18 protein-coding genes, 1 tRNA gene and 1 other RNA gene are annotated in these 26,971 nt (G+C 66.3%); 9 read left to right on the forward strand and 11 right to left on the reverse strand.

Going from position 1 to position 26,971, the window contains the following annotated elements:
- Positions 1-516 precede the first annotated feature (516 nt).
- The gene (locus ABR323_RS00840) at positions 517-1,626 is read left to right on the forward strand and encodes a DUF3667 domain-containing protein (protein ID WP_439447881.1); all 1,110 of its coding nucleotides are present in this window, start codon (positions 517-519) and stop codon (positions 1,624-1,626) included.
- Between the two features lie 75 nt (positions 1,627-1,701).
- Positions 1,702-2,145: a GNAT family N-acetyltransferase gene (locus ABR323_RS00845; RefSeq protein WP_439447882.1), complete on the forward strand. Its 444-nt coding sequence runs from the start codon at positions 1,702-1,704 to the stop codon at positions 2,143-2,145.
- 43 nt (positions 2,146-2,188) lie between these two features.
- On the opposite strand, the gene ABR323_RS00850 is transcribed toward ABR323_RS00845, so the two are convergent.
- Positions 2,189-13,072 (reverse strand): autotransporter-associated beta strand repeat-containing protein, encoded by a 10,884-nt coding sequence (locus ABR323_RS00850; RefSeq protein WP_439447883.1) that lies wholly within the window; start codon positions 13,070-13,072, stop codon positions 2,189-2,191.
- Positions 13,073-13,429: 357 nt separating this feature from the next.
- A complete protein-coding gene (gene sugE / locus ABR323_RS00855) occupies positions 13,430-13,747 on the reverse strand; it encodes a quaternary ammonium compound efflux SMR transporter SugE (protein ID WP_049444051.1) in 318 nt (105 codons plus the stop codon).
- Between the two features lie 301 nt (positions 13,748-14,048).
- Here sugE and ffs point away from each other — a divergent pair.
- Positions 14,049-14,145, forward strand: an RNA gene (gene ffs / locus ABR323_RS00860) — signal recognition particle sRNA small type.
- Between the two features lie 78 nt (positions 14,146-14,223).
- Here ffs and ABR323_RS00865 read toward each other — a convergent pair.
- Genes ABR323_RS00865 through ABR323_RS00875 form a run of 3 tightly spaced genes read right to left on the reverse strand, consistent with a single transcriptional unit; the run spans position 14,224 to position 16,126 of the window.
- Entirely contained in the window at positions 14,224-14,613 is a 390-nt protein-coding gene (locus tag ABR323_RS00865) for a DUF4440 domain-containing protein (RefSeq protein WP_439447884.1), read from the reverse strand.
- Positions 14,610-15,377: an MBL fold metallo-hydrolase gene (locus ABR323_RS00870; RefSeq protein WP_439447885.1), complete on the reverse strand. Its 768-nt coding sequence runs from the start codon at positions 15,375-15,377 to the stop codon at positions 14,610-14,612. The genes ABR323_RS00865 and ABR323_RS00870 overlap by 4 nt, the downstream gene beginning before the upstream one ends.
- Complete coding sequence (locus ABR323_RS00875) at positions 15,377-16,126, reverse strand: 3-deoxy-D-manno-octulosonic acid kinase (RefSeq protein WP_439447886.1); 750 nt, start codon at positions 16,124-16,126, stop codon at positions 15,377-15,379. The genes ABR323_RS00870 and ABR323_RS00875 overlap by 1 nt, the downstream gene beginning before the upstream one ends.
- Before the next feature lie 20 nt (positions 16,127-16,146).
- On the opposite strand from ABR323_RS00875, the gene ABR323_RS00880 reads away from it, so the two are divergent.
- A complete protein-coding gene (locus tag ABR323_RS00880) occupies positions 16,147-17,193 on the forward strand; it encodes a glycosyltransferase family 9 protein (RefSeq protein ID WP_135272503.1) in 1,047 nt (348 codons plus the stop codon).
- Positions 17,194-17,239: 46 nt separating this feature from the next.
- On the opposite strand, the gene ABR323_RS00885 is transcribed toward ABR323_RS00880, so the two are convergent.
- Entirely contained in the window at positions 17,240-17,644 is a 405-nt protein-coding gene (locus ABR323_RS00885; protein WP_164082466.1) for a DUF6165 family protein, read from the reverse strand.
- A 151-nt stretch (positions 17,645-17,795) separates the two neighbouring features.
- Between ABR323_RS00885 and ABR323_RS00890 the strand changes: the two genes are divergently transcribed.
- Together ABR323_RS00890 and fabF are read left to right on the forward strand one after the other, a co-directional pair.
- Positions 17,796-18,308 carry a winged helix-turn-helix transcriptional regulator gene (locus tag ABR323_RS00890; protein WP_439447887.1) on the forward strand — a complete coding sequence of 171 codons (513 nt, stop codon included), beginning with the start codon at positions 17,796-17,798 and terminating at the stop codon, positions 18,306-18,308.
- 20 nt (positions 18,309-18,328) lie between these two features.
- Positions 18,329-19,663, forward strand: a complete 1,335-nt coding sequence (fabF, locus tag ABR323_RS00895) for a beta-ketoacyl-ACP synthase II (protein ID WP_439447888.1) — start codon at positions 18,329-18,331, stop codon at positions 19,661-19,663.
- Positions 19,664-19,842: 179 nt separating this feature from the next.
- On the opposite strand, the gene ABR323_RS00900 is transcribed toward fabF, so the two are convergent.
- A tRNA-Ser gene (locus ABR323_RS00900) sits at positions 19,843-19,933 on the reverse strand.
- A 164-nt stretch (positions 19,934-20,097) separates the two neighbouring features.
- Here ABR323_RS00900 and ABR323_RS00905 point away from each other — a divergent pair.
- Complete coding sequence (locus ABR323_RS00905; RefSeq protein ID WP_135272501.1) at positions 20,098-20,802, forward strand: PP2C family protein-serine/threonine phosphatase; 705 nt, start codon at positions 20,098-20,100, stop codon at positions 20,800-20,802.
- A gap of 100 nt (positions 20,803-20,902) precedes the next feature.
- On the opposite strand, the gene dnaQ is transcribed toward ABR323_RS00905, so the two are convergent.
- From dnaQ to ABR323_RS00920, 3 genes are read right to left on the reverse strand one after another with little or no spacing between them, the layout of a single operon-like run.
- Positions 20,903-21,634 carry a DNA polymerase III subunit epsilon gene (gene dnaQ / locus ABR323_RS00910; protein WP_439447889.1) on the reverse strand — a complete coding sequence of 244 codons (732 nt, stop codon included), beginning with the start codon at positions 21,632-21,634 and terminating at the stop codon, positions 20,903-20,905.
- 4 nt (positions 21,635-21,638) lie between these two features.
- A complete protein-coding gene (rnhA, locus tag ABR323_RS00915; protein WP_135272499.1) occupies positions 21,639-22,091 on the reverse strand; it encodes a ribonuclease HI in 453 nt (150 codons plus the stop codon).
- Between the two features lie 13 nt (positions 22,092-22,104).
- Positions 22,105-22,749: a methyltransferase domain-containing protein gene (locus tag ABR323_RS00920; protein ID WP_135272498.1), complete on the reverse strand. Its 645-nt coding sequence runs from the start codon at positions 22,747-22,749 to the stop codon at positions 22,105-22,107.
- An 11-nt stretch (positions 22,750-22,760) separates the two neighbouring features.
- On the opposite strand from ABR323_RS00920, the gene gloB reads away from it, so the two are divergent.
- Positions 22,761-23,525, forward strand: a complete 765-nt coding sequence (gene gloB, locus ABR323_RS00925) for a hydroxyacylglutathione hydrolase (protein WP_439447890.1) — start codon at positions 22,761-22,763, stop codon at positions 23,523-23,525.
- On the forward strand, positions 23,522-24,721 hold the full coding sequence (locus ABR323_RS00930; protein ID WP_439447891.1) for a transglycosylase SLT domain-containing protein: 1,200 nt from the start codon (positions 23,522-23,524) through the stop codon (positions 24,719-24,721). Before gloB ends, ABR323_RS00930 begins: the two co-directional genes overlap by 4 nt.
- A gap of 213 nt (positions 24,722-24,934) precedes the next feature.
- Here the strand turns inward: ABR323_RS00930 and ABR323_RS00935 are convergent, their stop codons facing one another.
- Positions 24,935-26,890: a peptidyl-prolyl cis-trans isomerase gene (locus tag ABR323_RS00935; RefSeq protein WP_439447892.1), complete on the reverse strand. Its 1,956-nt coding sequence runs from the start codon at positions 26,888-26,890 to the stop codon at positions 24,935-24,937.
- Positions 26,891-26,971 lie beyond the last annotated feature (81 nt).

Below are 26,971 nucleotides of genomic sequence, written 5' to 3' on the forward strand. Positions count from 1 at the left end.
GAGCAGCTATCCCGCGGCCAGCCCTCGGCGATCCAGGCGGCATTCTCTAAAGGCACACGGAGGAGCTCCGGAACTATCCGTGCATGTTTGGATAGTCCTACAATGGGCCGGGCACAAAACAGGGCACACTCCCGGTTTGTGAATGCCAAGCGGTTCAATGGGTTGGGTCGGACTCAACTGGATCCCCCTCTCTCTGCCAGATAACTGAAAAAGGCTGCCCTTAGGGGCGGCCTTTTTCAGTTATCTGGCGCGGGACGCGAAGTGCGCTGCGCGCGCTTCGCCCCAAACGTTGCTACGCAACGATTGGGCCCCTCCCTTTGCCTGCCTCTCCCCGCCCCTGTCGGGGCAAACCCTCAACAGAGGGGCTTGTTCCTCCAGATCCATCAGTTGATCCACGCCATGCGTGGATGCTTTTGATCGCCTCACGCGCGCTCGTTGGCACCCCAAAACAAAACTGAATGAAACCTGAAAATTCGCTATCGTAGGCGCCCTCAACCGACGCTTGGCCCATCGCCCATGAGCTCGACCGACAGCGCTCACGCCGCCTGCGAGAACTGCGACACCGCCCTGCAGGGCCACTACTGCCATCGTTGCGGGCAATCGGCACACAACCCGCTCAAGCATGTGGGCCATGCCATCGAAGAAGTGTTCGAATCCTTCTGGCACCTGGATGGGCGCATCTTCCGCACCCTGCGCGATCTCTGGGTGCCCGGCCGCATCGCACTGAACTATCTCAAGGGGCGTCGCGTGGGATACGTGCAACCGTTGCGGCTGTTCGTCATCCTCACCCTGTTTACGTTCTTCATCGGCAAGCTGTTCGTGCATGTCGGCGACATCAACGTGGGCGGCAGCAGCGGTTCGGCGTACGCCAGGGCCACAACCGTGAAGCAGGTCGAAGCCGCGCGCGCGGCGCAGCTGGCGTTGATCAACCAACAACAGGCCAACTCACCCGCCACCGGCAACGCCGGCTTCGCCATGGCCAGGGCTGCAGTGAATGCCACGGCCGCGCAGCGCAAGGCCGAGCTCACCGGCACCGGCAAACAGACCGCCACGACAGAACATGGCACCTTCTTCAGCCACAACGTCAACGGCAAGCCGTGGAATGCGGACACCAACCCCATCGTCGTTGCCGGCTGGCCCCGGTTCGCCAACACCTGGCTCAACAAGCGCCTGGACAACGGCAACGCCAACATCCAGCGCATGGGCGGCAAGACCGATCTCTACATGCAGGCGATCCTGACCGCACTGCCCGGCGCCCTGTTCTTCCTGATGCCGGTGTTCGCACTGGTACTGCGCATCGCCTACGTGCCACGGCAGACGGGGTATCTGGAACATCTGGTCGTGGCGCTGTACAGCCATTGCTGGCTGATGATGGTGCTGCTGGCAACCTTCCTCGTCGCCGGCATCAACAGCGCGATCGCATCACCCACGTTCGCCGCCGTCAGCCAGTGGCTGTATGCATTGCTGTGGCTGGCGGTCCCGGTCTATCTGCTGTGGATGCAGCAACGCGTGTATGGCGGCAACAAGGCGCTGACCGTAATTCGCTACCTGGCCATCGGCGGCGTCTACCTGTTCCTGGTGAGCTTCGTGGTGATGTATGCGGCGCTGGCGGGAATATCGGCCTGAGGGATACACGCTCGGCATCCGGCCCATGAATCCACGCATGGCGTGGATCTACGGACGATCGTCTATCGTGGCCCCATGAACCTCCGCCTCTACCGCCCCGCAGATGCCAACGCATGCCTGTCGATTTTCGACAGCAACGTGCCCACCTACTTCGCGCCCGAAGAGCGCTGCGACTTTGAACGCTTCCTGCGCGAACAGGCCACGGACTGTGCATTCCAGGTCATCGAGCGCGATGGCGGCATCGTGGCCTGTGGCGGCCTGTCGCGCCGCGGCGATGGCAGCGCCGGGTTCTGTTGGGGCATGGTGCAGCGCGCGCTGCACAGGCAAGGGCTGGGCCGCGACCTGGCGCTGGCACGCCTGCGCCAGGCCGAAGCGGATCCCTCGATCGAGCGCATCGCGCTCAGTACCAGCCAGCACACCCAGGGGTTCTATGCCGGCCTGGGCTTCCAGGTGACGCGGATCGTGCCCGATGGCCACGGCGCCGGGATCGACGCCGTGGAAATGGAGCGGGCGCTTTAGCGTCCCGCTCCCCGGTGCCAGTTCTACCGCCGACCTACTCCCCTCAGAAACCCACGCGCAGGTTGATCTGCCCGCCGACATCGCGGCGACCATCGCCGTGCTGGCCCTGCACGAACATCGACAGCTGGCTGTTGCGACCCAGACCCACCGCCACGCCGACCTGACTGACCAGCGCATTGCGTGCCATCACCGCGCTGTAGACGTCGAAGGCATTGCCGCCGACCGCGAAGCGGTTGCGGCTGGCCACATCGGTGTCACCCGAGGCGTGCTGCCAGCCGAGGCCGACCGTCAGCTGTGCCGGGAAGCGCTCGCCGCTGCCCACGTCCCAGCGCCCACGCACGCCCACGGTGCTGACATTGAGCGTGTCCTTGCCGCCTTCCAGCTCCAGCGCAGCAGTGCCGCCCTGCTCCACCGCGCGATCAGTGTCTACCCAGTGCTTGGTGAACTGCACGTACGGCTGCAGCTGGGTCCTGCCATGGGTCCAGGTCCAGCTGCCCTCCACCTGCGCGATGGTCACATCCGAGTCCTGGCGGCTGTACAGGGTCTGGCCCAGCAGCGGCACCTCACGCGTGGTGCGCGTGCGGTAGTCACCGCGCGATACGCTGCCACCGACCGCAAAGCCGTTGTTCCACTGGCCCTGCGCATACAGGCCGAACGTGTTGCCGCGCAGGCGGGCTCGCGAGCTGCGGTCGTACAGGCGCGTATCGAGCCGCTCGTTGCCTGCCGCCGCACCCAGCACCACGTGCTCGCCCAGCTGCCAGTCCACGCCCGCCATCAGCGCATTGCGGTTGGAGCGGATGTCATCGCCGTTGCCGTCACCGTCCTGGCGGAACACCTTGCCACTACCGGCCAGCCAGGCCGAGGCACGCTCACCACGCACGGTCGGCAGCTCACTGCCCAGGCGCTGGCGGATGCCTTCTTCCAGATAGTTGTCGTACAGCAGCACCGCACGGCTGGCCGCATGCACTTCACCGGACAGCTGGTCGAATGCCGCGCGCGCGGTACCCGCGTCATACATCAGCAGCGTGTTGTACAGGCCCAGTGCCGAACCACTCTGCGGCAGGCTGTCCAACGCTGCGGCGGTGTTGTACTGGTTGCGCGTCTTCGCTGCCGTGGTGAACGCTGCGGTCTGCGCCACGTCGATCTGCAGGTTGGCGGTGTTTGCGGTATAGACCGGGGTGATGGTCAGGAAGGCCGACGGCGTGGTCGCCGAGGCGAACTGCCCGCTCACGCCGCCGGCCGCGTTGACCACGGTGTACTGCTGGCCCAGCTGGTAGCTGGTACTCGGCGAAATGGTGTTCACCTGCACGCTGCTGCCCCCCACGTTGGCGCTGCCACCTACCTGTACCGTATCGCTGCCGGTGGCACCCAGATCGATGCCCAGCGTGCTGCCCGGCGACAGGGTCAGGTTGCCTCCCACCGTGATCGTGCCGGTGCCATTGCCCGCACCGCTGCCGTTGCCCGGACCATTGCCCGGCGACAGCACACCGCCGCTGGATACCGTCACGCCACCGCCGGTACCCCCGATGGTGCCGGTGCCGGACAGCGTGGTGCCGCTGCCGATGGTCCACTGGCCGCCGATGTTGCCGGTAACATTCAGGCCACCGCCGGTGACCTGGCCGGTACCGCTGAAACCACCGCTGTTGCCGCCGAGGTTCAGGCTGCCCGGGCCGGCCTGCACAATGCTGCCGCCACCGCTGATGGTGCCGCCCAGCGTGGTGGTGCCACCGGTGTTGATGACCAGGCCACCATTGTTGGTGATGTTGCCGGTGACCGAACCGCTGGCCCCACCGTTGCCGACCTGCACCGTGCCACCCGCATTGATGGTGGTGCCGCCGGTGTAGGTATTGTTGCCGGTCAGCGTGATGGTGCCGTTGCCGGCCTGGGTCAGGCCACCACTGCCGCTGATGGTGCCGCCGACGGTGGTGTTGCCACCTACGTTGAACACCAGGCTGCCGTTGTTGCTGACGTTGCCGGCAATCGACCCACTCGCACCACCGTTGCCAACCTGCAGCGTGCCGCCAGTGTTGATGGTGGTGCCGCCGGTATAGGTGTTGTTGCCGCCCAGGATCAGCGTGCCGCTGCCGGCCTGGGTCAGGCCACCGCTGCCGCTGATGGCGCCGCCGACGGTGGTGTTGCCACCCACGTTGAACACCAGGCTGCCGTTGTTGGTGACGCTGCCGCCAATCGCACCGGTCGCGCCGCCATTGCCCACCTGCAGGGTGCCACCGGCAGTGATGGTGGTCGGGCCGGTATAGGTGTTGTTGCCGGTCACGGTCAGTGTGCCGCTGCCGGCCTGGGTCAGGCCGCCACTGCCGCTGATGGTGCCGCCCAGCGTGGTGTTGCCCGCCACGTTGGACAGCAGCGTGCCGTTGTTGGTGACGTCGCCGACGATCGAGCCTGTCGCACCACCATTGCCCAGCTGCAGGGTGCCACCGGCATTGATGGTGGTGCCGCCGGTGTAGGTGTTGGTGCCGGTCAGCAGCAGCGTGCCACTCCCCGCCTGGGTCAGGCCGCCGCTGCCGCTGATGGTGCCGCCCAGCGCGGTGTTGCCGGCCACGTTGGAGATCAACGCACCATTGTTGGTGATGTCGCCGGCGATGGCGCCGGTTGCCCCGCCGTTGCCGACCTGCAGCGTGCCACCGGTATTGATGGTGGTGCCGCCGGTGTAGGTGTTGTTGCCGACCAGGGTCAGCACGCCGGCACCGGCCTGGGTCAGCGCGCCACTGCCGCTGATCGCGCCACCGACCGTGGTGTTGCCGCCGACGTTGAACACCAGGCTGCCATTGTTGGCGACGTTGCCGGTGATGGCGCCGGTCGCACCACCATTGCCCACCTGCAGCGTGCCACCGGTATTGATGGTGGTGCCGCCGGTATAGGTGTTGTTGCCAGTCAGCACCAGCGTGCCACTCCCCGCCTGGGTCAGGCCGCCGGCACCGCTGATGACACCATCCAGTGACGTGCTGCCTGCCACGTTGGACACCAGTGCGCCGTTATTGGTGACGTCGCCGGTGATCTTGCCGGACACACCACCGTTGCCAAGCTGCAGCGTGCCACCCGCGTTGATGGTGGTGCCGCCGGTGTAGGTGTTGTTACCGGCCAGCACCAGCGTGCCGCTCCCCGCCTGGGTCAGGCCACCACTGCCGCCGACGACCCCGGTCACTGTTGCAGTGGTACCGAGGTTGTAGACGAGGCTGCCATCGTTGGTGATATTGCCCAGCACCGAGCCGGTACTGCCGCCGTTGCCGATCTGCAGCGTGCTGCCACCATTGATGGTGGTCCCGCCGGTATAGGTGTTGTCGCCGGTCAGGATGAGCGTGCCACTACCGCTTTGCACCAAGCCGCCGGTGGTGCCACTGATGACACCACCAAAGGTGGTGCTGCTGTTGTTGCCGCCCGTGGTCAGGGTTGTCGCCCCCAGCACTACGCTGGAGCCGGTCACACCGGCCAGGCCGCCGATGCTCTGGCTGCCACCGGCACTGATGTCCAGCGTACCGGCGCCGGCCAGGTTCACCGTGCTGGCCGCCGACAGGCTGCCACCCGCGGCGACCGCCAACGTGCCGCTGTTGATGGTGGTCGTGCCAGTATAGGTGCTGGCACCGCCCAGGGTGACCGTCGCCGCGCCATCCTTGAGCAGGCCGCCAGCGCCGCTGATCGGGCCGTTCAAGGTCAGCGCGTTGCTGCCGGCCAGGGTCAACGTGCCGCTGGCCAGCTGCACGGTGTTGGCCAGGGTCAGCGCGCTGGTGCCATCCAGGTTGGCGTTGCCGCCGACTGTCAGCGTGCCGGTTCCGAGCGCGCCAGCGTTGCCCAGCAGCAGGCCGCCGGCATTGAGAGCCACACCGCCGGTGAACGTATTGACGCCGGTCAGCCCCTGGATCCCTGCACCGTTCTTCACCAGGCCGCCGGTACCGTCGATGGTGCCGGCGAACGTCGTATTGCCGATGCCACCGAGAGTGAGCGTGCTGCCACCCAGCGCCACTGTGCTGCCCGCCACGCCCGCCAGCGAACCGATGGCCTGCGCGCCACCTGCGCTGATGTCGAAGGCGGTACCTGCATTGGCCAGATTCACCGCACCCGTGGCAGCCAGGCTGCCGCCGGCGCCGATCGCCAGCGTGCCAGCGTTGATGGTGGTACCACCGGTGAAGGTGTTGGTGCCGGTCAACGTCTGGGTACCCGAACCTTCCTTGATCAGGCCACCGGAGCCGGCCACCGAACCACTGAAGGTGCCATTGGTAGCGCCTCCGATCGTCAGCGTGTTGGCGCCCAGATTCACCGTACCGTTGCCGATCAGGGTGCCGAACTGCTGCGTGCCGCTGCCCGCCGACAGATCGAAGGTCGCGCCCGTGGCCAGGTTGACGGTGCCCGTGGAGGCCAGGCTGGCGCCGGCGCCCAGTGCCAGGGTGCCGGCATTGATGAAGGTGCCGCCGGTATAAGTGTTGGTGCCGTTCAAGGTCAGCGTCGCTGCACCCTCCTTGGTCAGGCTGCCGGTGCCGCTCAGGCTGCCGTTGAGGGTGAGGTTGTTGCTGCCGAGCACGGTCAGTCCGGCATTGAGCGTGAAGTTGTTGGCAAGGGTGACCGCGGCATTCGAGTCCAACGTGGCGTTGCCACCCACCGTCACCGCACCGGTACCCAGCGCAGTGTTGTTGCCGACAACCAGGCCACCTGCGTTGAGCGTTACGCCGCCACTGAAGGTGCTGGCACCGTTGAGCGTCTGCACGCCTGCACCGTTCTTGATCAGGCCGCCGTTGCCGCTGATCGCACCCTCGAAGGTGCTGTCTACCGTGCCGCCCAAGGTCAGCGTGCTGCCGCCCAACGCCACCATGCTACCGGCCACGCCGGCCAGCGAACCAATGGCCTGGTTGCCCGCCGAGATGTCGAGCGTGCCGGTGCCGGCCAGATTCACTCCGCCGGTTGCGGACAGGCTGCCACCGGCACCGATCGCCAGCGTGCCGCTGTTGATGGTGGTACCACCGGTGTAGGTATTGGCACCGCTCAGGGTCACCGTGGCCGCACCGTCCTTGATCAACCCGCCTGTACCCGAGATCACGCCGCCCAGTGCCAGCGCCTGGCTGCCGAGCAGATCAAGGTTGGCACCCGATGCGAGGTTGATGTTGTTGGCCAGGCTGACGCCGGTCGATGCATCCAGCGTCGCGTTGCTTCCGACCGTCAACGCACCGCTGCCGAGCGCAGCGTTGTTGCCGACCACCAGTCCACCGCCGTTGAGTGCAACGCCACCACTGAACAGATTGGTGCCGCCCAGCGTGAGGATGCCGGCGCCGTTCTTGACCAGACCACCGGTGCCGGAAATCGCGCCATCGAAGAGGCTGTTGCCCACACCACCGAGTGTCAACGTCTGCGCCCCCAGGCTCACCGACGAGCCCGCCACGCCGTTCAACGCCCCAATGGTCTGGTTCGCCCCTGCGGTGGAGATGTCGAAGCCGGTGCCAGGAGCATTCAGCGTCACCGCGCCGGTGGCGGCCAGGCTGCCGCCCGGGCCAATCGCCAGCGTACCGGCATTGATGAAGGTGCCGCCGGTGTAGGTGTTGGCACCGGTCAGCGTTTCGATACCTGCACCGACCTTGGTCAGGCCACCCGTGCCTGCGATAGAGCCACTGAAGGTTCCATTGGCGGCGCCACCGACTTCAATCGAGTTGGCACCGAGATTGACCGTGCCGTTGCCGGTCAGGGTCCCGAAGGTCTGCGTGCCACTTCCGGCCGACAGGTCCAGCGTGGCACCGGTCGCAAGGTTCACGGTACCGCTCGCCGCCAGGCTGGCATTGGCACCCAGCGCCAGCGTGCCGGCGTTGATGCTGGTGCCACCGGTGTAGGTGTTGATGCCGTTCAGGGTCAGCGTCGCGCCACCATTCTTGGTCAGGCTGCCGGTACCGGAAAGGACGCCGTTGAGGGTCAGCGCGTTGCTGCCGAGCACGGTCAACCCGGCGTTGAGCGCGATGTTGTTGGCCAGTGTTGCCAGGCCGGTGGTATCCAGCGTGGCGGCACCCCCGACAGTCAACGCGCCCGTACCCAGCGCTGCATCGTTGCCGAGTACCAGTCCACCTGCATTGAGTGCCACGCCACCGCCAAAGGTGTTGGCACCGGACAGCGTCTGTACGCCCGCGCCTACCTTTATCAGACCGCCGCCGCCACTGATCACGCCATCGAAGGCGGCATTGCCGGCCGTGCCGAAGGTCAGCGAATTGCCGCCCAGCGCCAGCGTACTTCCGCCCGCGCCATGGAGCGCGCCGATGGTCTGGTTGCTGCCCGCGCCGGAGATATCGAAGCCTGCGCCCGCACCCAACGTGATATCACCCGCTGCAGCAAGGCTGCCGCCCGTGCCCAGCGCCAGCGTACCGGCGTTGATGGTGGTACCACCGGTGTAGGTGTTGGCGCCTGACAGCGTCAACGTGGTGCCGCCATTCTTGATCAGGCTGCCGTTGCCGCCGATCCCACCGGTCAGCGTCAGTGCGTTGCTGCCAGGCAGCGTCAGCGCGACGCCCGAGCCGAGCGTGACCGCATTGCCGAGCGTCACTGAAGCGCCTGCATCGAGCGAGGTGCTGGCATTCACCGCCAGCGTGCCGGAACCGAGTGCGCCGTTCGCGCCGACCACCAGGCCACCACCGTTCAAGGTCAGGCCGCCACCGAAGGTATTGGTGTTGTTGAGGGTCAGCAGGCCCGCACCATTCTTGATCAGGCTGCCGTTGCCGGCCACCACGCCACCCAGGGTGACATCGTTGCTGCCGCCCAGCGTCAGCTGCGTACCGGCACCAAAGTTCACCGCGTTGGCCAGGTTCAGCGCCACCGTGCTGTCCAGCGTAGTGGTGCCACCGATGCCCAGCGCGCCGGTACCGAGCGCGTTGGCGTCGCCGAGGATCAGGCCGCCCGCGTTGAGCGCGAGACCACCGCTGAAGGTGTTGGCGCCGGACAGCGTCTGCACGCCCGCACCGTTTTTGATCAGGCCACCGGTGCCATCGATCACACCGGCAAAGCTGCCGTTGCCGGCACCACCAAACGTGAGCGACTGCGCGCCCAGTGCAAGCTGGCTGCCCGCCACACCGTTCAACGCACCGATGGTCTGTGCCGCCGCAGCTGCGGAGATATCCAGCGTCGCACCGGCACCGGCAAGATCCACCGCACCGGCCGCGGCAAGACTGCCCCCCGCACCCAACGCCAGCGTACCGGCATTGACGGTGGTGCCACCGGTATAGACGTTGGCACCGGACAGCGTGAGTAGTGCCGCACCGTTCTTGATCAGCCCGCCGACACCGAACACCGGTCCGGTGAGCGTCAGATCATTGCTGCCAAGCACGGTGAGGTTGGCGCCGGAAGCAAGGCCGATGTTATTGCCCAGCGCCAGCGCCGTTGTGGCATCCAGCGAAGCGTTGCCGCCCACGTCAAGCTGACCGGTACCCAGTGCCTGCGCATTGCCGAGCTGCAACACACCCGCGTTGAGGCCAACGCCCCCGCTGAAGGTATTTGGCCCGTTCAACGCAAGAGTCGCCGCACCGTTCTTGACCAGGCTACCGGTGCCGGCGATGACACCGCCCAGCGACGCATTCTGGCTGCCCAGCAGATTCAGCACTGCCCCAGTTCCAAGATTGACGCCATTGGCCAGGTTCAGCGCGACCGAACTGTCCAGCGTGGTATTAGCGCCCACCGACAGCGCACCGGTGCCCAACGCACCGGCATTGCCCAGCAGCAGGCCGCCACCGTTGACGGTCAACCCACCACCGAAGGTGTTGGCGCCATTGAGGGTCAAGGTGGTGGCGCCGTTCTTCACCAGCCTGCCCGCACCGGAGACCACCCCACCCAGCGTGATCGCCTGCGAGCCCGGCAGCGACAGCGCAGCACCCGCGCCCAGAGACACATTGTTGGCCAGATTCAGCGGAGCGCTGCCATCGAGCGAGACGCTGCCGCCGATACCCAATGTCCCCGTGCCAAGTGCGCCGCTGTTGCCCAGCAGCAGGGTGCCGGCGCTTGCGCTCACGCCACCATTGAAGGTGTTGGTGCCGTTCAAGGTCAGCAGAGACGTGCCGTTCTTGACCAGGCTGCCGGTGCCGGTGATGTCGCCGCCCAGCGTCAGGTTCTGGCTGCCCTGCAGGGTCAGCGCTGCGCCGAGGTTGATCGCGTTGCCCAGGCTCAGCGCTGCAGTGGTGTCCAGCGAGCCGTTGCCACTGACGGTCAACGTGCCGCTGCCAAGCGCGCCAACGTTGCCCAGCATCAGGCCACCGGCGGCAAGGTTCACGCCGCCACTGAAGGTGTTGGCGCCGGTCAGCGTCTGCACGCCGCTGCCCTGCTTGATCAGGCCACCAGTGCCACCGATCACGCCGGCGAAGGTCTGGTTGCTGGCATCACCGAAGGTGAGCGTGCTGCCGCCAAGCGAGAGGGTGCTGCCTGCCACACCGGACAGCGCACCGATGGTCTGGTTGCCACCGAGTGAGATATCCAGTTCCGCGCCGGCCCCCGCCAGGCTCACCGCCCCGGTGGCCGCCAGGCTGCCGCCACTGGCCAGCGCCACCTTGCCTGCGTTCACGTTCAGGCCGCCGGTGAACGCGTTGGCGCCACCCAGCGTCAGCGTGGAGGCGCCGTTCTTGACCAGGCTGCCGGTACCACCGATCACGCCGCCCAGTGTCAGCGCGTTGCCTCCCAGCACATTGAGCGAACCACCCAGCCCCAGGTTGATGCCGTTGCCCACGGTGAGTGCCGAGCTGGCATCAAGCGTCACCGCGCCACCGACATTCAATGCGCCGGTTCCCAGCGCACCGCCGTTGCCGAGCACCAGTCCACCGGCCGTGAGCGACAGCCCTCCACCAAACGTGTTGGCATTGTTGAGGGTCAGGGTGGCCGCGCCATTCTTGACCAGGCTGCCGGTACCACCGACGACGCCGTTGAAGGTCAACGCCTGGTTCCCGGCCAGATTGAGGATGCCACCCGCGCCCAGATTGACCGCGTTGGCGAGAGCAAGTGCCCCGGTGCCATCGAGGGACACGTTGCCGCCGACACTGAGTGCGCCGGTACCCAGCGCGCCCGCATTGCCCAGCAGCAGGCCGCCACCGTTGAGCGCGACGCCACCGGTGAAGGTATTGGCACCCGACAGGGTCTGGGTACCCGTACCGACCTTGACGAGCGCGCCACCGGCACCGCCGATGACGCCGGAGAAGCTGGTACTGGTGTTCAGGCCACCCAACGTGAGGCTGCGCGCGCCGAGGTTGAGCGCACCGGATCCGGCGAGTGAGCCGATGGTCTGGCTGGCCGCAACCGAGAGATCGAGGTTGGTACCTGCGCTCAGCGAGATCGCACTGGTCGGCGACAGGCTGCCACCGGCGCCCAATCCCAGCGCGCCACCGGTGACCGCGAAGGAGCCTGTGAGCAGGTTGGCACCATTCAAGGTGAGGGTACCCGGACCCGCCTTGACCAGGTTGCCGGCGCCCGAGATCGAACCGTTGAGGCCAAGACTGTTGTTGCCCAGCAGGTTGAGGGTGCCGCCCCCGCTGACGACCAGGTTGTTGCTCAGGTTGAACGCGGCGTTGGTGTCCAGCGACGCCAGACCACCCACGGTGAGGGTGCCGGAACCAAGAGCACCCGCATTGCCCAGCAGCAAGCCACCGGCATTGAGGTTGACGCCGCCGGAGAACAGGTTCGCGCCGCCGAGGGTAACGATGCCGGTGTTGTTGACCGTCAGCCCGCCGCTACCAGCCAGCACACCGCCCAGAGTGAAGGCGTTGCTGCCGCCGAGGGTCAGGCCCAGGCCACTGTTGAGCGTGAAGCTGTTGGCCAGCGTGAGGCCGCCGGTGCTCGCAGCGATGCTGCCGCCGGCACCTGTAATCGTGCCGGAACCGAAAGCGCCGGCATCGTTGAAGCTGGCCAGGCCGCCATTGAGCGTCACCGCGCCGGTTCCCAGCCACGGTCCCTGCAGGTTCCAGGTACCGCTGTTGACGGTCAACTTCTGGAAGCCGATGTAGTTGGTCCAGCCAAAGCTCGACACCGGCCCATTGTTGGTGGCGTTGTCCTGCAGCACCAGTGTGTTGTTGGCAGCACCGGTACCGGCACCTGCATTGACGGTGCCTGCAGCGGCAACCTTGACGCCGGCAACCCCGGTTATCGTCCCGGCAGCGGCAACGCCTCCACCGGCGGAAATGCTGGAGCCGGCCAGCGCGGTAAAGGTATTTCCCCCGGTCGAGTCGCCAAGGTGCACGCTGCCATTGACCGTTCCAGCATTGAGGAACGTATTGCCCGCCGAAGCGCCCAGGCCGACCCGCCCGTTGATGGTGCCGTTGTTGGTCACGTTGGCGGCAGCGCCGCCATAGGTCACCACCGAAGTCGCGTCGGAAACACTACCCAGCCCGATCAACGACATGCTGATCAGGCCATCATTCTTGAGGGTGGTCGTGCCGTTGACGTTCTGCGCAACCAGCGCCTGCCCACCAAAGCCCAGCAACGTGGCGAGGTTGACGACACCCTTGATCTGTCCGTCGGAATTGTTGTTGACAATGATCGTGCTGCTGCCGGCCGCACCATTGCCGATGACCAGGCCGGGCGACGCGAGAAGAAGCGAGCTCGGATCGATCGTACCGCTGTTGTTGACCGTCACGTTGTTGCCGGTCAGCGTTGCTGCATTGCCGCCGCCTACGACCGGCGGCGTACGCAGCAACGCACCTGCAGCGATGTTCAGCGTGAGGCCATTGGTCGCGTTGGTGTAGTTGTTGGTGTTGGTGGCACCGTCACAGTCGACGGTTGTGGTGCCTGTGCACGCCGCGAACGCCGAACCGCTGGCCAGCGTGGCGGCCAATGCCACTGCCAGCTGATGCGCCCTCAATCGCGGTACCCGGCCCGTGCTGACCGCGCTTCCGCCGGGATTCTGGGCGACCTCCGAAGCAACCTGCATTACGCCGAGGGCACGATTGAAAACCAGACGGTAAATGCGGTTCATCGGTAAATCTCCATGAAAAGACCAGATGGCACTGCAGGCAGGTTTTTTGAAGACAATGCGGCCCACCCCGGCTCCCGACACGGGAACAAGGTCTGGTGGCATTAACTCCTGAAAATCTTCACATCTTCACGCGGGCGCCCCCGAAAGAGGCAGTCCAGCGCGTCCGCCAAGGCGAAAACTCCCCGATTTCGCTGACGAATGGCGGCACTGTGCGGCCGACGGCGCCAGTGCGATGTGAATCACGCTCGTTATTTTCATGACGTACGTCAAATAAAACGGGCGGACAAAATGGTTTTGCCGAAAATGCATATTCCTGCCGGAAGCGGAGATTCCCTTCTCCGCCATGAACAGATGCGTTCAGCTGCTGGAGAGCTTCATCAGCACCAGCCCGGAAACGATCAGTGCAGCCGCGCCGATCCGCATCGGGCTGACCTGCTCGCCCAGGAACACAATGCCGACCACGAACGCACCGACGGCACCGATGCCGGTCCAGATCGTGTAAGCGGTACCCAACGGCAGGCTGCGCATCGCCACCGCCAGCAGCCAGAAGCTGGCAATCATGCCGATGATCGTGACCACGGTGGGGGTGAGCCTGGTGAAGCCTTCGGACTGCTTCATGGACACGGCCCAGACGATTTCCAGCAGGCCGGCAAACAACAGATAGATCCAGGCCATGACAGCCCTCCTCTTGGTAGGGCCAGGCCGTCCTGGTCATTGATTCCCGATGTGGGGGGAGGTCGTTCCTCCTGGCCGGCATTCTAGCAACGCGGATCGGCCCGGGCCGTTGCCAATGGATGCGGGTTACAGCTGATTCAGTGCGTGAAGCTGGCGTCGGCATGCCTGCCTGCGCTAGAATGCGCGTCTGCCATCGGCCAGCCGATGCGCAGTCCGGCTGTGGTCTCCGGCGCAACGCGCGCTGCTTCCCCTGATCCGTGAACTGGCCGCCCTCTGGGCGGCCAACGTCTCTATGGTGGCCCCGTCGGCCCCTCGCGACGCTAGGTCGAAAATCCCGCCAGGGCCGGAAGGCAGCAACGGTATCGATCGACGCGGGCGCCGAGGTCAGCCGGCGGGGCCACCGCCTTTTCCGGCGACACCCCGCCTCTGGTAGATGCCAACCTTGGTTGGCGCCCTTGGCCGGGCATGGCCCCGCGCTACTGCGCTTCCGGCGTGCCCTGATGGAACACCACGCGCCACCCTTGCCCGTGCCGGCGCCATAGCGAACTGCGCAGCACCCAGCGCTGCGCCTGGCCATCGACGTGATAGCGGCTGCGGTAGCGCACCTGGGCCAGCCCTTCGCCCAACAACCGCACCACGTACTGGTCCGATTCGATCAACACCTGCGTACGCTCCTGCGGGATCTCCTGCAGTGCGGCCTCACGGCCGTAGCACTGCCCGGAGCTGCCGATCTCGCTGAAATCTTCGTCCAGCAGGGCCGCAAGGTATTCACGATCACCGCGCACCTGTGGCGTGTGCAGCGCACGCTCCAGCGCCTCCAGTTCGGTGGCCAGCGCCGTATCGGCCGGCCGCCCGGTTCCGCTCACGGCGGATCCTGTGCCAGCACGTGCGGTGCGGTGGGGTTGGCCAGCGGCACACACTGCCCCGGCTGCGCCACGCGGTGCCCGCGCGCGGCCAGCGCCTGGCCGTCGGCCACGCTGGCGTAGTGGTAGAGCATCATCCGCGCCTGCAGTTCGGCGCTGTACTCGCGTTCCAGGTCATCCACGCCGGTATGCGACGGGTTGCCGTGCAGGCCGCAGTCGTGCGCGATCAGTTCGTTGTCATCGGCGAAGCGGGCCAGCATCTCCGGAACCGGCCGAGTATCGCCGCTCCAGGTCAGCGCGCCCTGCAGGCGCAGGCCATAGGCCGTCTCCGGCCAGTGGTGGCGCACCGGAAACACCTCCAGGCGCACGCCCTCATGCCAGAACGCCTCACCCACCACGATCAACTGGAAGGCATCCCAGAAGTTGGCGCCGCCCTCGGCCAGCACGTTCGGGTAGTCCCCGATGCGCTTGTGCAGCAGCGGCACCACGGTGGCAGGCACATACAGGCGCACCTTGCCGCGCCGATGCGCGTTGAAGAAGGTATCGACGAACAGCCGCTCGAAGCCCGCCACGTGATCCAGGTGCACATGGGTGACGAACAGCGCCTGCGGCATGTGCCCGTAATGGGCCTTGAACGCGGTCAGGCCCTCGCCACCACAGTCGATGGTCAGCCACGGCCGACCCTCACGCTCGATCACCGACATCGGTGACCCCAGCTCGACCGCCGACGCATTGCCGACGCCGAGGAAACGCAACGACCAGTCCATCAGGTGCCCCGGTTCCAGGCCATGTCATAGGCGCGGCGCAGCCGCATGTAGTCCTTCTGCACGTCTTCCATGCTGCGCTCGCCGCGCAGCTTGATCAGCGAGCGCAGCAGGCGCTTGAGATTGCGTTCACGCCAGGCGGTGGCCGGGATGCGGATCACCCCGCGGTCGAAATCGATCAGCCAGCCATGGCCATTGCCATCGAACAGGATGTTGTGCGCATTGAGATCGGCATGGTCCAGGCCGGCACGATGGAAGCGGGCGATCAGCCGCCCGGTCTCCTCCCACGGTGCGCCCCGGCCAGCGACCAGCGCGCGGTCGGCCAGCGAACGGACATCATCGATCCGCTCCATCAGGATCGCGGCCCGGTAGCGCAGGCCCTCGCGCATGTAGAACGCGGCGATCGGCCGTGGCACTGGTAGTTTCTTCTCGCGCAGCGCGCGCATCAGCCGGAATTCGGCAAAGCTGCGGGTCCGGTCCGCGCCACGCCAGAGGTACTGGTCATGGCTGATTTTCGCCGCCAGGCCACCGCGCAGATAGTGCCGCAGCACGCTGGCGCCGAACGGCGCATCGACCAACCAGGCACTGCCGCGGCCACCCTCGCTGACCGGCCGGGCCCTGCTGCCCCAGTGCTGGGGCGAGAACAGGCCGATCTCGGCTTGCCGCAGCCGCTCGCGGTCGAACAGAATGGCCCCGATGCCGCGACCCTCGCGGCATGGCGTCAGCGCTTCATTGGCGTCGAATGCGACCATTCCTTTGAGTCTAACAACACATGGCATCAGCGTCCTCCTCCTTGTGTCTTCTGCGCCTGTCCGCTCTTGGCGATGTGACCCACGTAGTGCCGCTGGTGCGCACCCTGCAGGCCGCGCGCCCGGATACGCCGATCCACTGGATCATCGACAAAGCCGGCCACAAGCTGCTCGACGGCCTGCCGGGCGTCACCTTCCATGCCTACGACAAGAAGACCGGCATGGCCGGGGTGAAGGAACTGCGCAAGCAACTGCCGCCGGGGCGCTTCGAGGCGCTGCTGCAGATGCAGGTGGCGTTCCGCGCCAATGTGCTGTCCGCCTTCATTCCTGCCGAGCGCCGCATTGGTTACGACCGCAGCCGATCGAAGGATCTGCACGGTCTGTTCATCAACGAGCGCATCCCCGACCGCCCCGGCATCCACGTGCTGGACGCCATCGGCAGCTTCTGCGAACCGCTGGGCCTGCGCCAGACCGAAGTGAGCTGGGACCTGGCGGTGCCGCCGTCGGCCTACGAGTGGGCCGCTGCGCAGTGGCCCGATGATGGCCGCCCGGTGCTGATGATCTCGCCGTGCTCCAGCCACGTCATGCGCAACTGGTACGCCGACCGCTATGCGGCGGTGGCCAACCATGCCGTCCAGCGCGGCTGGCGGGTGGTGCTGTGCGGTGGCCGCAGCGAGCTCGAGCGCAGCATGGCCGACGCTATCCAGGCACAGCTGCAAACGCCGGCACTGGACCTGGTCGGCAAGGACACGCTCAAGCAGCTGCCCGCCCTGCTCGCCCGCGCCAACCTGGTGATGACCCCGGACTCGGGCCCGATGCACATTGCCAACGCGATGGGGGCAAAGGTGTTGGGCCTGCATGCGGCCAGCAACCCGAACCGCAGCGGTCCCTATTCCGACCGCCGCTACTGCGTGGACCGCTACGACGATGCCGCGCGCAAGTACCTGGCCAAGCAGGCGGCGGATCTGAAGTGGGGCACCAAGATCGAATTCGATGATGTGATGGAACTGATCACCGTCGAAGACGGCATCGCCGCATTCGAACGTTACGTGGCGGACCACCTCAGCTGAGTCGATGGATCATCGGTAGCGCCGGGCCACGCCCGGCGGATCCACCTCACCCGCGCTGCGCGTAATCCTGGTAGGACTTCTCTTCCACGTACGCCGAACCCAGCGCCAGGTTGATCGCCTTTTTGATGCGCGCGCGTTCGTCGTTGCGCAGGTAGACGCTGCGCGCCAGGTCGATGAAGCCCTGGTCGAACGCCTGCGCCTTCTCCTTCAGCCGGATGTCGTCCTCGATGTCCCACAGCTGCTCGTTGACCGCCTTCAGCTCGGCACGCAGCTTGGCGATGTCCTTCACCGCCGCCGGGTGTGCCATCCAGGTCTGCTCCAGCGCCGACAGCTCCTTGCGCACATTGGCCAGCTTGCCCTCGTCGCTGATGCGCTCGGACTTGATCTGCAGGATCGAGATCTTGTCCAGCAGCTCGCCGAAAGACACGGGGACGAGGATTTCAGCGGTCATGGTGAAAAGCTCCAGCAGGTGATTGGCACATGGTAACCCGGGCCCGAACGATCACTGCCGGGATCAAGCACAACACCCGCCCCATAACCGGCAGTCGCATGGCGTAAACCAGTAACTTCCATATTTGAAGTTACTGGTTTACGCTGCTGCCATGAGAACGACCAGCTTCGCCACAATGGAATGCCCGACGGCGCGGGCACTGGACTGCATCGGCGAGTCCTGGAGCCTGCTGATCCTGCGCGACGCCTTCCAGGGCTGCCGCCGCTTCGACGACTTCCAGCAGAGCCTGGGCATCCCCGCCAACACCCTCACCCGCCGCCTGAAGCATCTGGTCGACAACGGCCTGCTGCAGAAGCAGGCATACAGCCAGCGCCCTCCGCGCCATGAGTACGTACTGACTGCCAAGGGCCAGGACCTGTTTCCGGTGCTGGTGGTGCTGTTCGACTGGGGCAGCCGCTACCTCACGCCTGAAGGCACCGCCGTTGCACAGATCGACCGTGGCAGTGGTGCGCCGCTGCAGTCGATGGTGGTCGACCGCCGCACGCGCACGCCGATCACGGTTGATCGCGTGCTGCTGCAGCCCGGCGCCATCGCCTCAGAGCAGGTCAGGCAACGCGCCGCACAGGTCGAAGCCCTCTGGAAAGACGTGCCCCTGCCCGAATGAACCCCACGGTCCCTGCTGCCATGAATACCCCCTCTTATTCCCCCCCGTATCCGCTGGGCTATCGCCGCGTCGTGGTCACCGGCATCGGCATGATCACGCCGCTGGGCATGAACGTGCAGACCAGCTGGCGCAACCTGCTGGACGGCCACAGCGGCGTGCGCCAGATCGATCGCTTCGACGCCGCGCATCTGCCCTGCCGTGTGGCCGGACTGCTGCCGCATGGCAACCGCGCAAGCGGCGGCTTCGATCCGAGCGACTGGGCCGACAGCAAAGAACTCAAGAAGATGGACGACTTCATCGTCTATGCGCTGGCCGCTGCACACGAGGCCATCCACGATGCAGGCTGGCTGCCGCAGGACATCGAGCAGCGTGACCGCACTGGTGTCATGGTGGGTGCCGGCATCGGCGGCCTGCCAGGCATCGAAGCCACCGCGCGCGTGCTCGAGCGCACCTCCGCACGGCGCATCTCGCCGTTCTTCATCCCCTCCACACTGATCAACCTGGCCGGCGGACATATCGCGATCCAGTACGGCTTCCGTGGCCCTGCGCACGCGGCGGTGACCGCCTGCGCCTCCGGCGCTCACGCCATCGGCGATGCCGCGCGGATGATCGCGCTGGATGATGCCGACGTCATGATCGCAGGCGGTACCGAAGCGACAGTGTGCGAGCTCGGCATCGGCGGTTTCTGTGCGGCGCGCGCGCTGGCGACTGCCTTCAATGACACCCCGGAGCGCGCATCGCGTCCGTGGGATGTAGATCGCGACGGCTTCGTCATGGGCGAAGGCAGCGGCATCCTGGTACTGGAGGAATACGAACACGCTCGCCGCCGCGGCGCCCATATCCACGCCGAGATCGTGGGCTATGGAATGTCCGGCGATGCGTACCACATCGTCTCGCCGCCGGAAGACGGCAACGGTGCAGCCCGCGCGATGCAGGCGGCCCTGCGCCGCGCACGTATCGGCCCGGAGCGTATCGACTATCTGAATGCCCATGCGACCTCGACCATGGCCGGTGACCTGGCCGAGATCGCCGCCATCAAGAGTGTGTTCGGCGGACACGCCACCTCAGGTGCGATGTCGATCTCTTCGACCAAGTCTTCGATGGGCCATCTGCTGGGCGCTGCGGGCAGCGTCGAGGCCATTCTCTCGATCCTCGCGCTGCGCGACCAGATCGCACCGCCCACACGGAACCTGGAAACGGCATCGGAAGCCTGTGCCGGGCTCGATCTCACCGCGAAGGTTCCGCGTCGCCGCAGCATCGACTACGCGTTGTCGAACTCGTTCGGCTTCGGCGGCACCAACGCCAGCCTGGTGTTCCGCAGGTTGCCGGAACAGGAAAGAGCCGCCACCTGGTGATCGGGTAGATCCACGCCATGCGTGGATGCTCGGGGTTGCAGGAAAAGGCATCCACGCATGGCGTGGATCTACTGATGCATCTGCCCCGTCAGGGGCAGGGAGAGGCCGGCAGAGCGCGTCGCGTCCCGCGCCGGATAAAGAAAAAAGGGCTGCCTTTCGGCAGCCCTTTTTTCTTTATCTGGCGGAGAGGGGGGGATTCGAACCCCCGAGGCGCTATAAACGCCTGCCTGATTTCGAGTCAGGTACATTCAACCACTCTGCCACCTCTCCGGGTGGTCCCCGGCGGACCGGGGACGCGCATCATACGAGGAAGTGACGCCGACGACAAGTCATTCCGGCCAACGAAGTGAAAATTTCCTGAGCGCATGCCTTGCCGGATGCACGCAGCCACCCGATGATGCCTGTCTCCCCAGCAACACCCCGCCCCAGCCCCCATGATCGAATTCGGACACCTCACCCACCCCGGCATGCGCCGCGAGCTCAACGAGGACACCTACTACGGTGACAGCGAGCTCGGCCTTTGGCTGGTGGCCGATGGCATGGGCGGGCACGCCTGCGGCGAAGTGGCCAGTGCGCTGGCGCGCGAGACCATCGTGCGCGAGATACGCCGCGGCGCGGCACTGGCGCAGGCCATCCGTACTGCCGATGAAGAAATCATCCGCGCCTCGCGCCGCCGCAACGACACCCTGCCGATGGGCACCACCGTGGTCGCCGCACGCGTGCACGGCAATCGCTATGAAGTGGCGTGGGTCGGCGACAGCCGCGCCTACCTCTGGCGCGACGGTCAGCTTGCCCAGCTCAGCCAGGACCACAGCGTGGTGCAGGAACTGGTCGCGCAGGGCAATCTCACCGCCGAGCAGGCGCGTGCGCATCCGCACCGCAATGTGGTCACCCAGGCACTGGGCGTGACCGATCCGGCACATCTGAACGTGGCCACCACCAGCGGCGAACTGCGCCCGGGCATGCAGCTGCTGCTATGCAGTGACGGCCTCACCGAAGAAGTGGACGACCGCGGCATCGCCCGCACCCTCGCCTTCGACGACGCCAGCGCGCAGGAATGCGTGGATACGCTGGTCGCGGCCGCTCTCGATGGTGGTGGCCGCGACAACATCAGCGTGATCCTGGTGCGCTGCCACTGACCAGCGCCATCCACGCATGGCGTGGACCTACAGTAGAGCCACGCCATGCGTGGCTGCATTTCGAACGCATCACCACGCCATGCGTGGCTGCCGCGGCCGCTTACGCGCTCGCGGCTTCTTCCACCTTCGGGCCATCCCACAGCGCGTGGCCGGCTTTCTTGCGCAGCCGTTCCAGGCGCGCAGTGTGCGCCTCCAGTTCCGACGGCGTGGCCACCACGCGCGGCCGCGGCAGCAGCTTGCTGGTATCGAAGGCCTGCAATGCTGCACCGGCAGCGCCGGCCTCGTCATCGCCCAGACCGAAACCAATCTCCTCCTGGCCCGAGGTCAGGGCGATGTACACATCGCCGAGAATCTGCGCATCAAGCAGACCGCCGTGCAGCGCGCGGTGCGAATTGTCCACGCCCAATCGCCTGCACAGCGCATCCAGCGAGTTGCGCTGACCCGGGAAGCGCTCGCGCGCCATTACCAGGGTATCGATCACGGTGCACCGATCGGTGATCTTCCCGTACTGCGACCCCAGCAATGAAAGCTCGTTGTCGAGGAAGCCCAGATCGAACGCCGCGTTGTGGATGATCAGCTCGGCGCCATCGATGAACGCCAGGAACTCGTCGGCGATCTGCGCGAAGTCCGGCTTGTCAGCCAGGAACTCCAGGGTCAGGCCGGTGACTTCCTGCGCGCCCTGTTCGAACTCGCAGTCCGGCTTGATGTACTGGTGGTAGTTGTTGCCGGTCGGGCGGCGCTTGAACAGCTCAACACAGCCGATTTCGACGATGCGGTTGCCCTTCTTCCACTCCAGGCCGGTGGTTTCGGTATCAAGGATGATCTGGCGCATGGGCTCAGTTTACCGGGCTGGAATCGCGGATCTGGATCGCCGCATTGCGGGCCAGGGTATCGACCCGCTCATTGTCCGGGTCGCCGGAGTGCCCCTTCACCCACCGCCAGTCGATCTGATGCCGCAACGTGGCCGCCTGCAGGCGCTCCCACAGCTCACGGTTCTTCACCGGATCGCCACCAGCGGTCTTCCAGTTCTTGCGGATCCAGCCCGGCATCCACTGGGTCAGGCCCTGCCTCACGTACTGCGAATCGGTATAGAGCACGATGTTGCACGGCTCGGTCAGCGACTCCAGCCCGGAAATGGCTGCCATCAGCTCCATCCGGTTGTTGGTGGTGTGCGCTTCGCCACCGCTGAGCTCGCGCTCGTGGCCCTTGTAGCGCAGCAACGCAGCCCAGCCGCCCGGACCGGGATTGCCGAGGCAGGATCCGTCGGTGTGGATTTCGATCGTTTTCAATACAACTCCAGAATCAGGTAGCAACAGTGCCGTGCCAGCGCACCGGCAGTGGTTTTGGCCCGGGCAGGGCCAGCGTGCGTTTTTCGGCATGGAACAGGCAAGCCGCGCGCAGTGGCGCCCAGCCCCCTGGACGACGGCTGCCACCGCCCTGCCAGAGCGGGCCGAGGTAGCGTATATCGTCGCACTCCAGGCCGTGGCGGCCGAGCAGCAGGCGGATCCGCTGCGGTGTGCGCACCACCAACCCATGCTGGCGCCAGCGGGTGCGGTACGGGCTGAACGGATTGAGGCTGCTCAGCCACAGATGGCCGCCCGGCATCAACACCCGTTCGCACTCATCCAGCAACTGGTCGGCATCGGCGGCAACCACATGCTGCAGAACGATAGCGTTGACGCTCTCGTTGGGCAGTGGCAATGGCAGGGCGCAGTGGGTATCGCCGGCATAGCCCCGCCCCTGCCGGTACAGGCGCAGGCCGCGCCCGCCGGGCTGCGCGTCGTCCAGCCAGGCCGCGCTTGGCGCGATCCACAGCCACGGCTGCGTCGGCAGCACCGACAGCTGTGGCAGCAGCAACTGCCGCTCCAGCACGCGCAACGCCACCGCTGGTTCGCTGTCGAACCACGGGGCCTGGCTCGCTTGACGGGTGCTCTGCAGCGCGGGCATGGTCCAATTCTATGCGACTGACTGCCCTGACCGCATTTGCGGACAACTACATCTGGATGCTGATCGACGACGATGGCGCGGCCGTGGTCGTCGATCCCGGCGACGCCGCGCCGGTGCTCGCGCTGGCCGATCAGGGCCTGCGCGTGGACAGCATCCTGCTCACCCACCACCACGATGACCACATCGGCGGCGTGCCCGCACTGCGGGCGCGTTTTCCCGGCGTGCGGGTGATCGCCCCGGTCGAAGAGCGCATTCCCATGGCCACCGAACGGGTCGGCGAAGGTGAACGCGTTCAGGCACTAGGCCGGACGTTCCACGTACTATCCGTGCCCGGGCATACCCGCAGCCACATCGCGTTTCACACTGCTGAACACCTTTTCAGCGGAGATTCGTTGTTCAGCCTGGGCTGTGGACGCCTGTTCGAAGGTACGCCGTCCCAGCTGCTGGCATCGATGTGCAAGCTGGGTGCCCTGCCCGCGCAACTGCTGCTGTGTTGCGCTCATGAGTACACCGTGTCAAATGCCGTCTTCGCGCGGCATGTCGACCCCGCCAACGCTGCCCTGTGGCAGCGCCAAGAGGAGGCTTTGGCCATGCGCCGCGATGACCGTTCCACCCTGCCGGTAACCCTGGCCAACGAATTCGACTGCAATCCTTTCCTGCGTGTGCACGCGGCGCCCATTCGTGCGTCGGTGTCGGCATACCTGGGCCGTGACGTCGTTGACGACGTCGACGTAATGGCCGGTCTTCGGCATTGGAAAGACGGCTTCCGCGCATGATGCGCCGAAGTCTATCGCTGGCCCTGGGCCTTGCCCTGGGGCTGGCCGGAACCGCAGGCGCACAGTCGCTGGGCGCCGGCATCAGCCAGAACCTGACCGCCGCCGCGGCGCTGCCGCTGGATCCGTCCGCGCTGCCTGCGCCCTCGGTGCGCAACGGCCAGGAAATCTTCACCAGCTTCCGCGACGGCCTGGCCGAGCCCAGCTGCGATGCCGAGGCCACCAGCCCGCGCTGGCAGAAGCAGTTCGCCCACGCCCCCTCACGCCTGGCCAACCAGGATGACGACGCGCTGGTGCTGTTCGGCTATGTAGTGGAAGAGCTGCGCAAGGCCAACCTGCCCACCGAATTCGCGCTCATTCCGTTCGTTGAAAGCGGCTATCGGCCCAATGCCCGCAACGGCAGCGGCCCGACCGGCCTGTGGCAGTTCATCGCCACCACCGCGCGAAACCACCGTGTGCCGATGGCCACCGGCTACGACGGCCGCCTGTCGGCGGTCGACTCGACCCAGGCCGCGGTACGCTACCTGAAGACCCTGCACGGCATGTTCGGCGGCGACTGGCGCTTGGCCACCATGGCCTACAACGCCGGCGAATACCGCGTGCTGCAGTCCATGCGCAAGGCCGGCATGAACGCGCAGAACGCCAAGCCGGCAGCCTTGCCGGGTCTGTCGCCGGTTACCCATGCCTACGTCGAGAAGCTGCATGCCCTGGCCTGCGTGCTGGAAGACGTGGAAGACCAGCCCCGCGTGATGGCCTCGCTGGACCGCACCGTGCCGGTACTGAAGGACCACACCCTGCCCGCAGGCACCAGCGTGCAGCAGTGGGCTGCCCAGCGCGCGCTGGACCCGGCCAGGATCGCCCGCCTGAACCCCGCGCTTGCCGGCGGCGGCCGCGCCTCGGGAACCACCCGGGTGCTGGCCCCGGTCTCGGCCGCCAGTGCGACGGTGGTCGAGGCTGCGACCACGTTGGTGGCCAGCACCGCACCGGTCGCCACGACCACGCCGACGCCGCAGGTGACCAAGACCGTCGCCGCGATTGCCGATCGCCCGCGCAGCCGCCGCCACACCGTGCGTGATGGCGAGTCGGCCTGGACCATCGCCCGCCGCTACGGCATGCCGGTGAAGGCCCTGCTGTCGCTGAACGGCCTGAGCGGCAGCAGCGTGCTGAAGCCGGGCGCGGTACTGCGCGTCGAAGATTGAGGCAGGCGCGGTTCCGGCCGCGCCCTCCCCGCTTCCTGTAGAGCCGAGCCCACGCTCGGCTTTTTCATGTCTGTGCAGAGCCGAGCCCACGCTCGGCTTTTTCATGTCTGTGCTCGGCAGATGCAGTCGAGCATGGCTCTGCTCTACATAGCCGCAGGCACAAAAAAGGGCCCGGCAATGCCGGGCCCTTCTCTTTGCGGCTCGCCGCGAGGCTTACAGGTTCGCTTCGGTGGTCTGGATCACGAACTTCTTGCGCATCGCTTCGATGTAGGCCTTGGCCGCGGCCATGCCATCGATCTGGCTCAACTGGTCCTTCAGCTGCTTCTGCTGTTCGGCGGTCACTTCCTTGATGTCGCCCGGGTTGACCTTGTTCACCGCGAACAACAGCGCGTGGCCGTTGACGTCGACCTTGCCGTAACTCGGCTTGCCTTCGTCCGGGACCGGCGCACTGAAGATCGCGCGGTTGATTTCCGGGGTCGGCACCGGCTGGCTGCGCGGCAGGCCCGGCATCGGGCTCACCTGCAGCTTCTCGCTGGCGGCCAGCGACTGCAGGGTGGCACCCGCCTTCAGCTTGGCCAGCACGGCGTCGGCGGCCTTGTCGCTGGCCTGACGCTGGCGGTCGGTGCGGATCGCAGCGATCACCTGCTCACGCGCCTTCTCCAGCGGCATCGCCTGTTCCGGGGTATGCGCGGCCACGCGGATGACTACGCTGTGGTTGGTGGCACCGCCCAGGGCGATCGGGTCGCTGGCGGTTCCGTCCTGCACCAGCACTTCGGAGAAGGCCGCACGCAGCACGGCCGGATCCGTGGCAATACCGCTGGCGGTGGCACGGGTGATCGGGCCCAGGGTCTGCAGCGGCAGGTTCACTTCCTTGGCGGCAGCGGCCAGGTCGCTCGGGCTCTTGTTGATGGCATCGACCAGACGGCCGGCCAGCTCGTTGAAGCCACGCTCACCGTCGGCCTTCAGCTGTTCGGCGGCCAGGGTGTCGCGCACTTCCTCGAACGACTTGCCTTCACCGCCACGCACTGCGGCGACCTTGATGACGTGGTAGCCGAAGTCGGTCTTGACCGGGCCGATCACGTCACCCGCCTTGGCGGCGAACAGAGCGTCTTCGAACGGCTTGACCATCGCGCCACGCTCGACCCAGCCCAGGTCACCGCCCTGGTCCTTCGAGCCCGGATCTTCCGAGTTGGCCTTGGCCAGTGCGGCGAAGTCGGCGCCGGCAGCCTTGGCTTCGGCAGCGATCTTGTTCGCCTTGGCTTCGGCACCGTCACCGGTGATCAGGATGTGTGCGGCCTGGCGCTGTTCCGGCGAGGTGAACTTCGCCTTCTCGTCTTCATAGCGCTTGCGCAGGGTGGCTTCGTCGGCCGCGGTCGGCGCCGGCAGGTTGCCGCCGTTGATCTCGACGTACTCCAGCGACACGCTCTCGGCCTGGCGGAAATCCTTGCCATGGCTGTCGTACCACTGCTTGATCTGCGCGTCGGTGACCGGCGCGGTATCGGCCGGCACTTCCGGCAGCGCGGCCAGCTCGACGTCGCGGGTCTCGCCCAGCAGCTTCAGCAGGCGCTCGGTCTCGGCCTGGGTGACGAAGCCGGAATTCTGCAGGCCGGACGGAATCACCGACTGCTGCAGGCTCTCACGCACCAGCTCCTGGAACTGGGTGGGCGTACGCGGCGGATTGCCACCGGCCAGGGCCAGGCGGTAGTTGTTCTCGTTGAACTTGCCGTTCGCATCGAGGAACGCCGGGATGGTGGTGATGTACTCGCGAACCGCGCCATCGCCAATGACGACACCGGCCTGCTCACCGACCAGACGGACGACCTGCTCGTCGATCAGCTGATCGAGCACGGCCATCTTGCTTTCGGTGCTCTCGAACGCGCGCGGGTCGAAGTTCTCGCCCTGCTGCTGGCGCTCACGCATGCGCTCCTGCTCGAAGCGGGTGCGGAAATCCTGCGCGCTGATCTCATGGTGCTGCCACAGCATGCGCACCGGCCACCACGACGGGGCCGAACGCCACCAGGTGGGAGGCGCGGAAACCTTGGCCACGTTCTGTGCACCAACGCCACCCAGGTAGCTGTTGTCGATCACGAACAGGAACGGAATCATCAGCAGCCCCAGGATCACGGTGACGATCCAGCCTGAGGTCTTGTCGCGGAGTTTCTGCAGCATGGTGAGGAATCACAAGGCCTGATTGGCGAGCCCGGCAGTGTAACCCGCTTCGCCGCAGGGACCAAAAGCAGCGCTGGCGCG

This window comes from Stenotrophomonas sp. ATs4, assembly GCF_051861585.1.
Taxonomy (GTDB): Bacteria; Pseudomonadota; Gammaproteobacteria; order Xanthomonadales; family Xanthomonadaceae; genus Stenotrophomonas; species Stenotrophomonas maltophilia_AS.

Bases quoted from the DNA above. Each gene is read 5' to 3' on its own strand.
- ABR323_RS00840 (WP_439447881.1), top strand. From the start codon at position 517: ATGAGCTCGACCGACAGCGCTCACGCCGCCTGCGAGAACTGCGACACC.
- ABR323_RS00845 (WP_439447882.1), top strand. From the start codon at position 1,702: ATGAACCTCCGCCTCTACCGCCCCGCAGATGCCAACGCATGCCTGTCG.
- ABR323_RS00850 (WP_439447883.1), bottom strand. From the start codon at position 13,072: ATGAACCGCATTTACCGTCTGGTTTTCAATCGTGCCCTCGGCGTAATG.
- sugE (WP_049444051.1), bottom strand. From the start codon at position 13,747: ATGGCCTGGATCTATCTGTTGTTTGCCGGCCTGCTGGAAATCGTCTGG.
- ABR323_RS00870 (WP_439447885.1), bottom strand. From the start codon at position 15,377: ATGGACTGGTCGTTGCGTTTCCTCGGCGTCGGCAATGCGTCGGCGGTC.
- ABR323_RS00875 (WP_439447886.1), bottom strand. From the start codon at position 16,126: ATGGTCGCATTCGACGCCAATGAAGCGCTGACGCCATGCCGCGAGGGT.
- ABR323_RS00880 (WP_135272503.1), top strand. From the start codon at position 16,147: ATGGCATCAGCGTCCTCCTCCTTGTGTCTTCTGCGCCTGTCCGCTCTT.
- ABR323_RS00885 (WP_164082466.1), bottom strand. From the start codon at position 17,644: ATGACCGCTGAAATCCTCGTCCCCGTGTCTTTCGGCGAGCTGCTGGAC.
- ABR323_RS00890 (WP_439447887.1), top strand. From the start codon at position 17,796: ATGAGAACGACCAGCTTCGCCACAATGGAATGCCCGACGGCGCGGGCA.
- fabF (WP_439447888.1), top strand. From the start codon at position 18,329: ATGAATACCCCCTCTTATTCCCCCCCGTATCCGCTGGGCTATCGCCGC.
- ABR323_RS00905 (WP_135272501.1), top strand. From the start codon at position 20,098: ATGATCGAATTCGGACACCTCACCCACCCCGGCATGCGCCGCGAGCTC.
- dnaQ (WP_439447889.1), bottom strand. From the start codon at position 21,634: ATGCGCCAGATCATCCTTGATACCGAAACCACCGGCCTGGAGTGGAAG.
- ABR323_RS00920 (WP_135272498.1), bottom strand. From the start codon at position 22,749: ATGCCCGCGCTGCAGAGCACCCGTCAAGCGAGCCAGGCCCCGTGGTTC.
- gloB (WP_439447890.1), top strand. From the start codon at position 22,761: ATGCGACTGACTGCCCTGACCGCATTTGCGGACAACTACATCTGGATG.
- ABR323_RS00930 (WP_439447891.1), top strand. From the start codon at position 23,522: ATGATGCGCCGAAGTCTATCGCTGGCCCTGGGCCTTGCCCTGGGGCTG.
- ABR323_RS00935 (WP_439447892.1), bottom strand. From the start codon at position 26,890: ATGCTGCAGAAACTCCGCGACAAGACCTCAGGCTGGATCGTCACCGTG.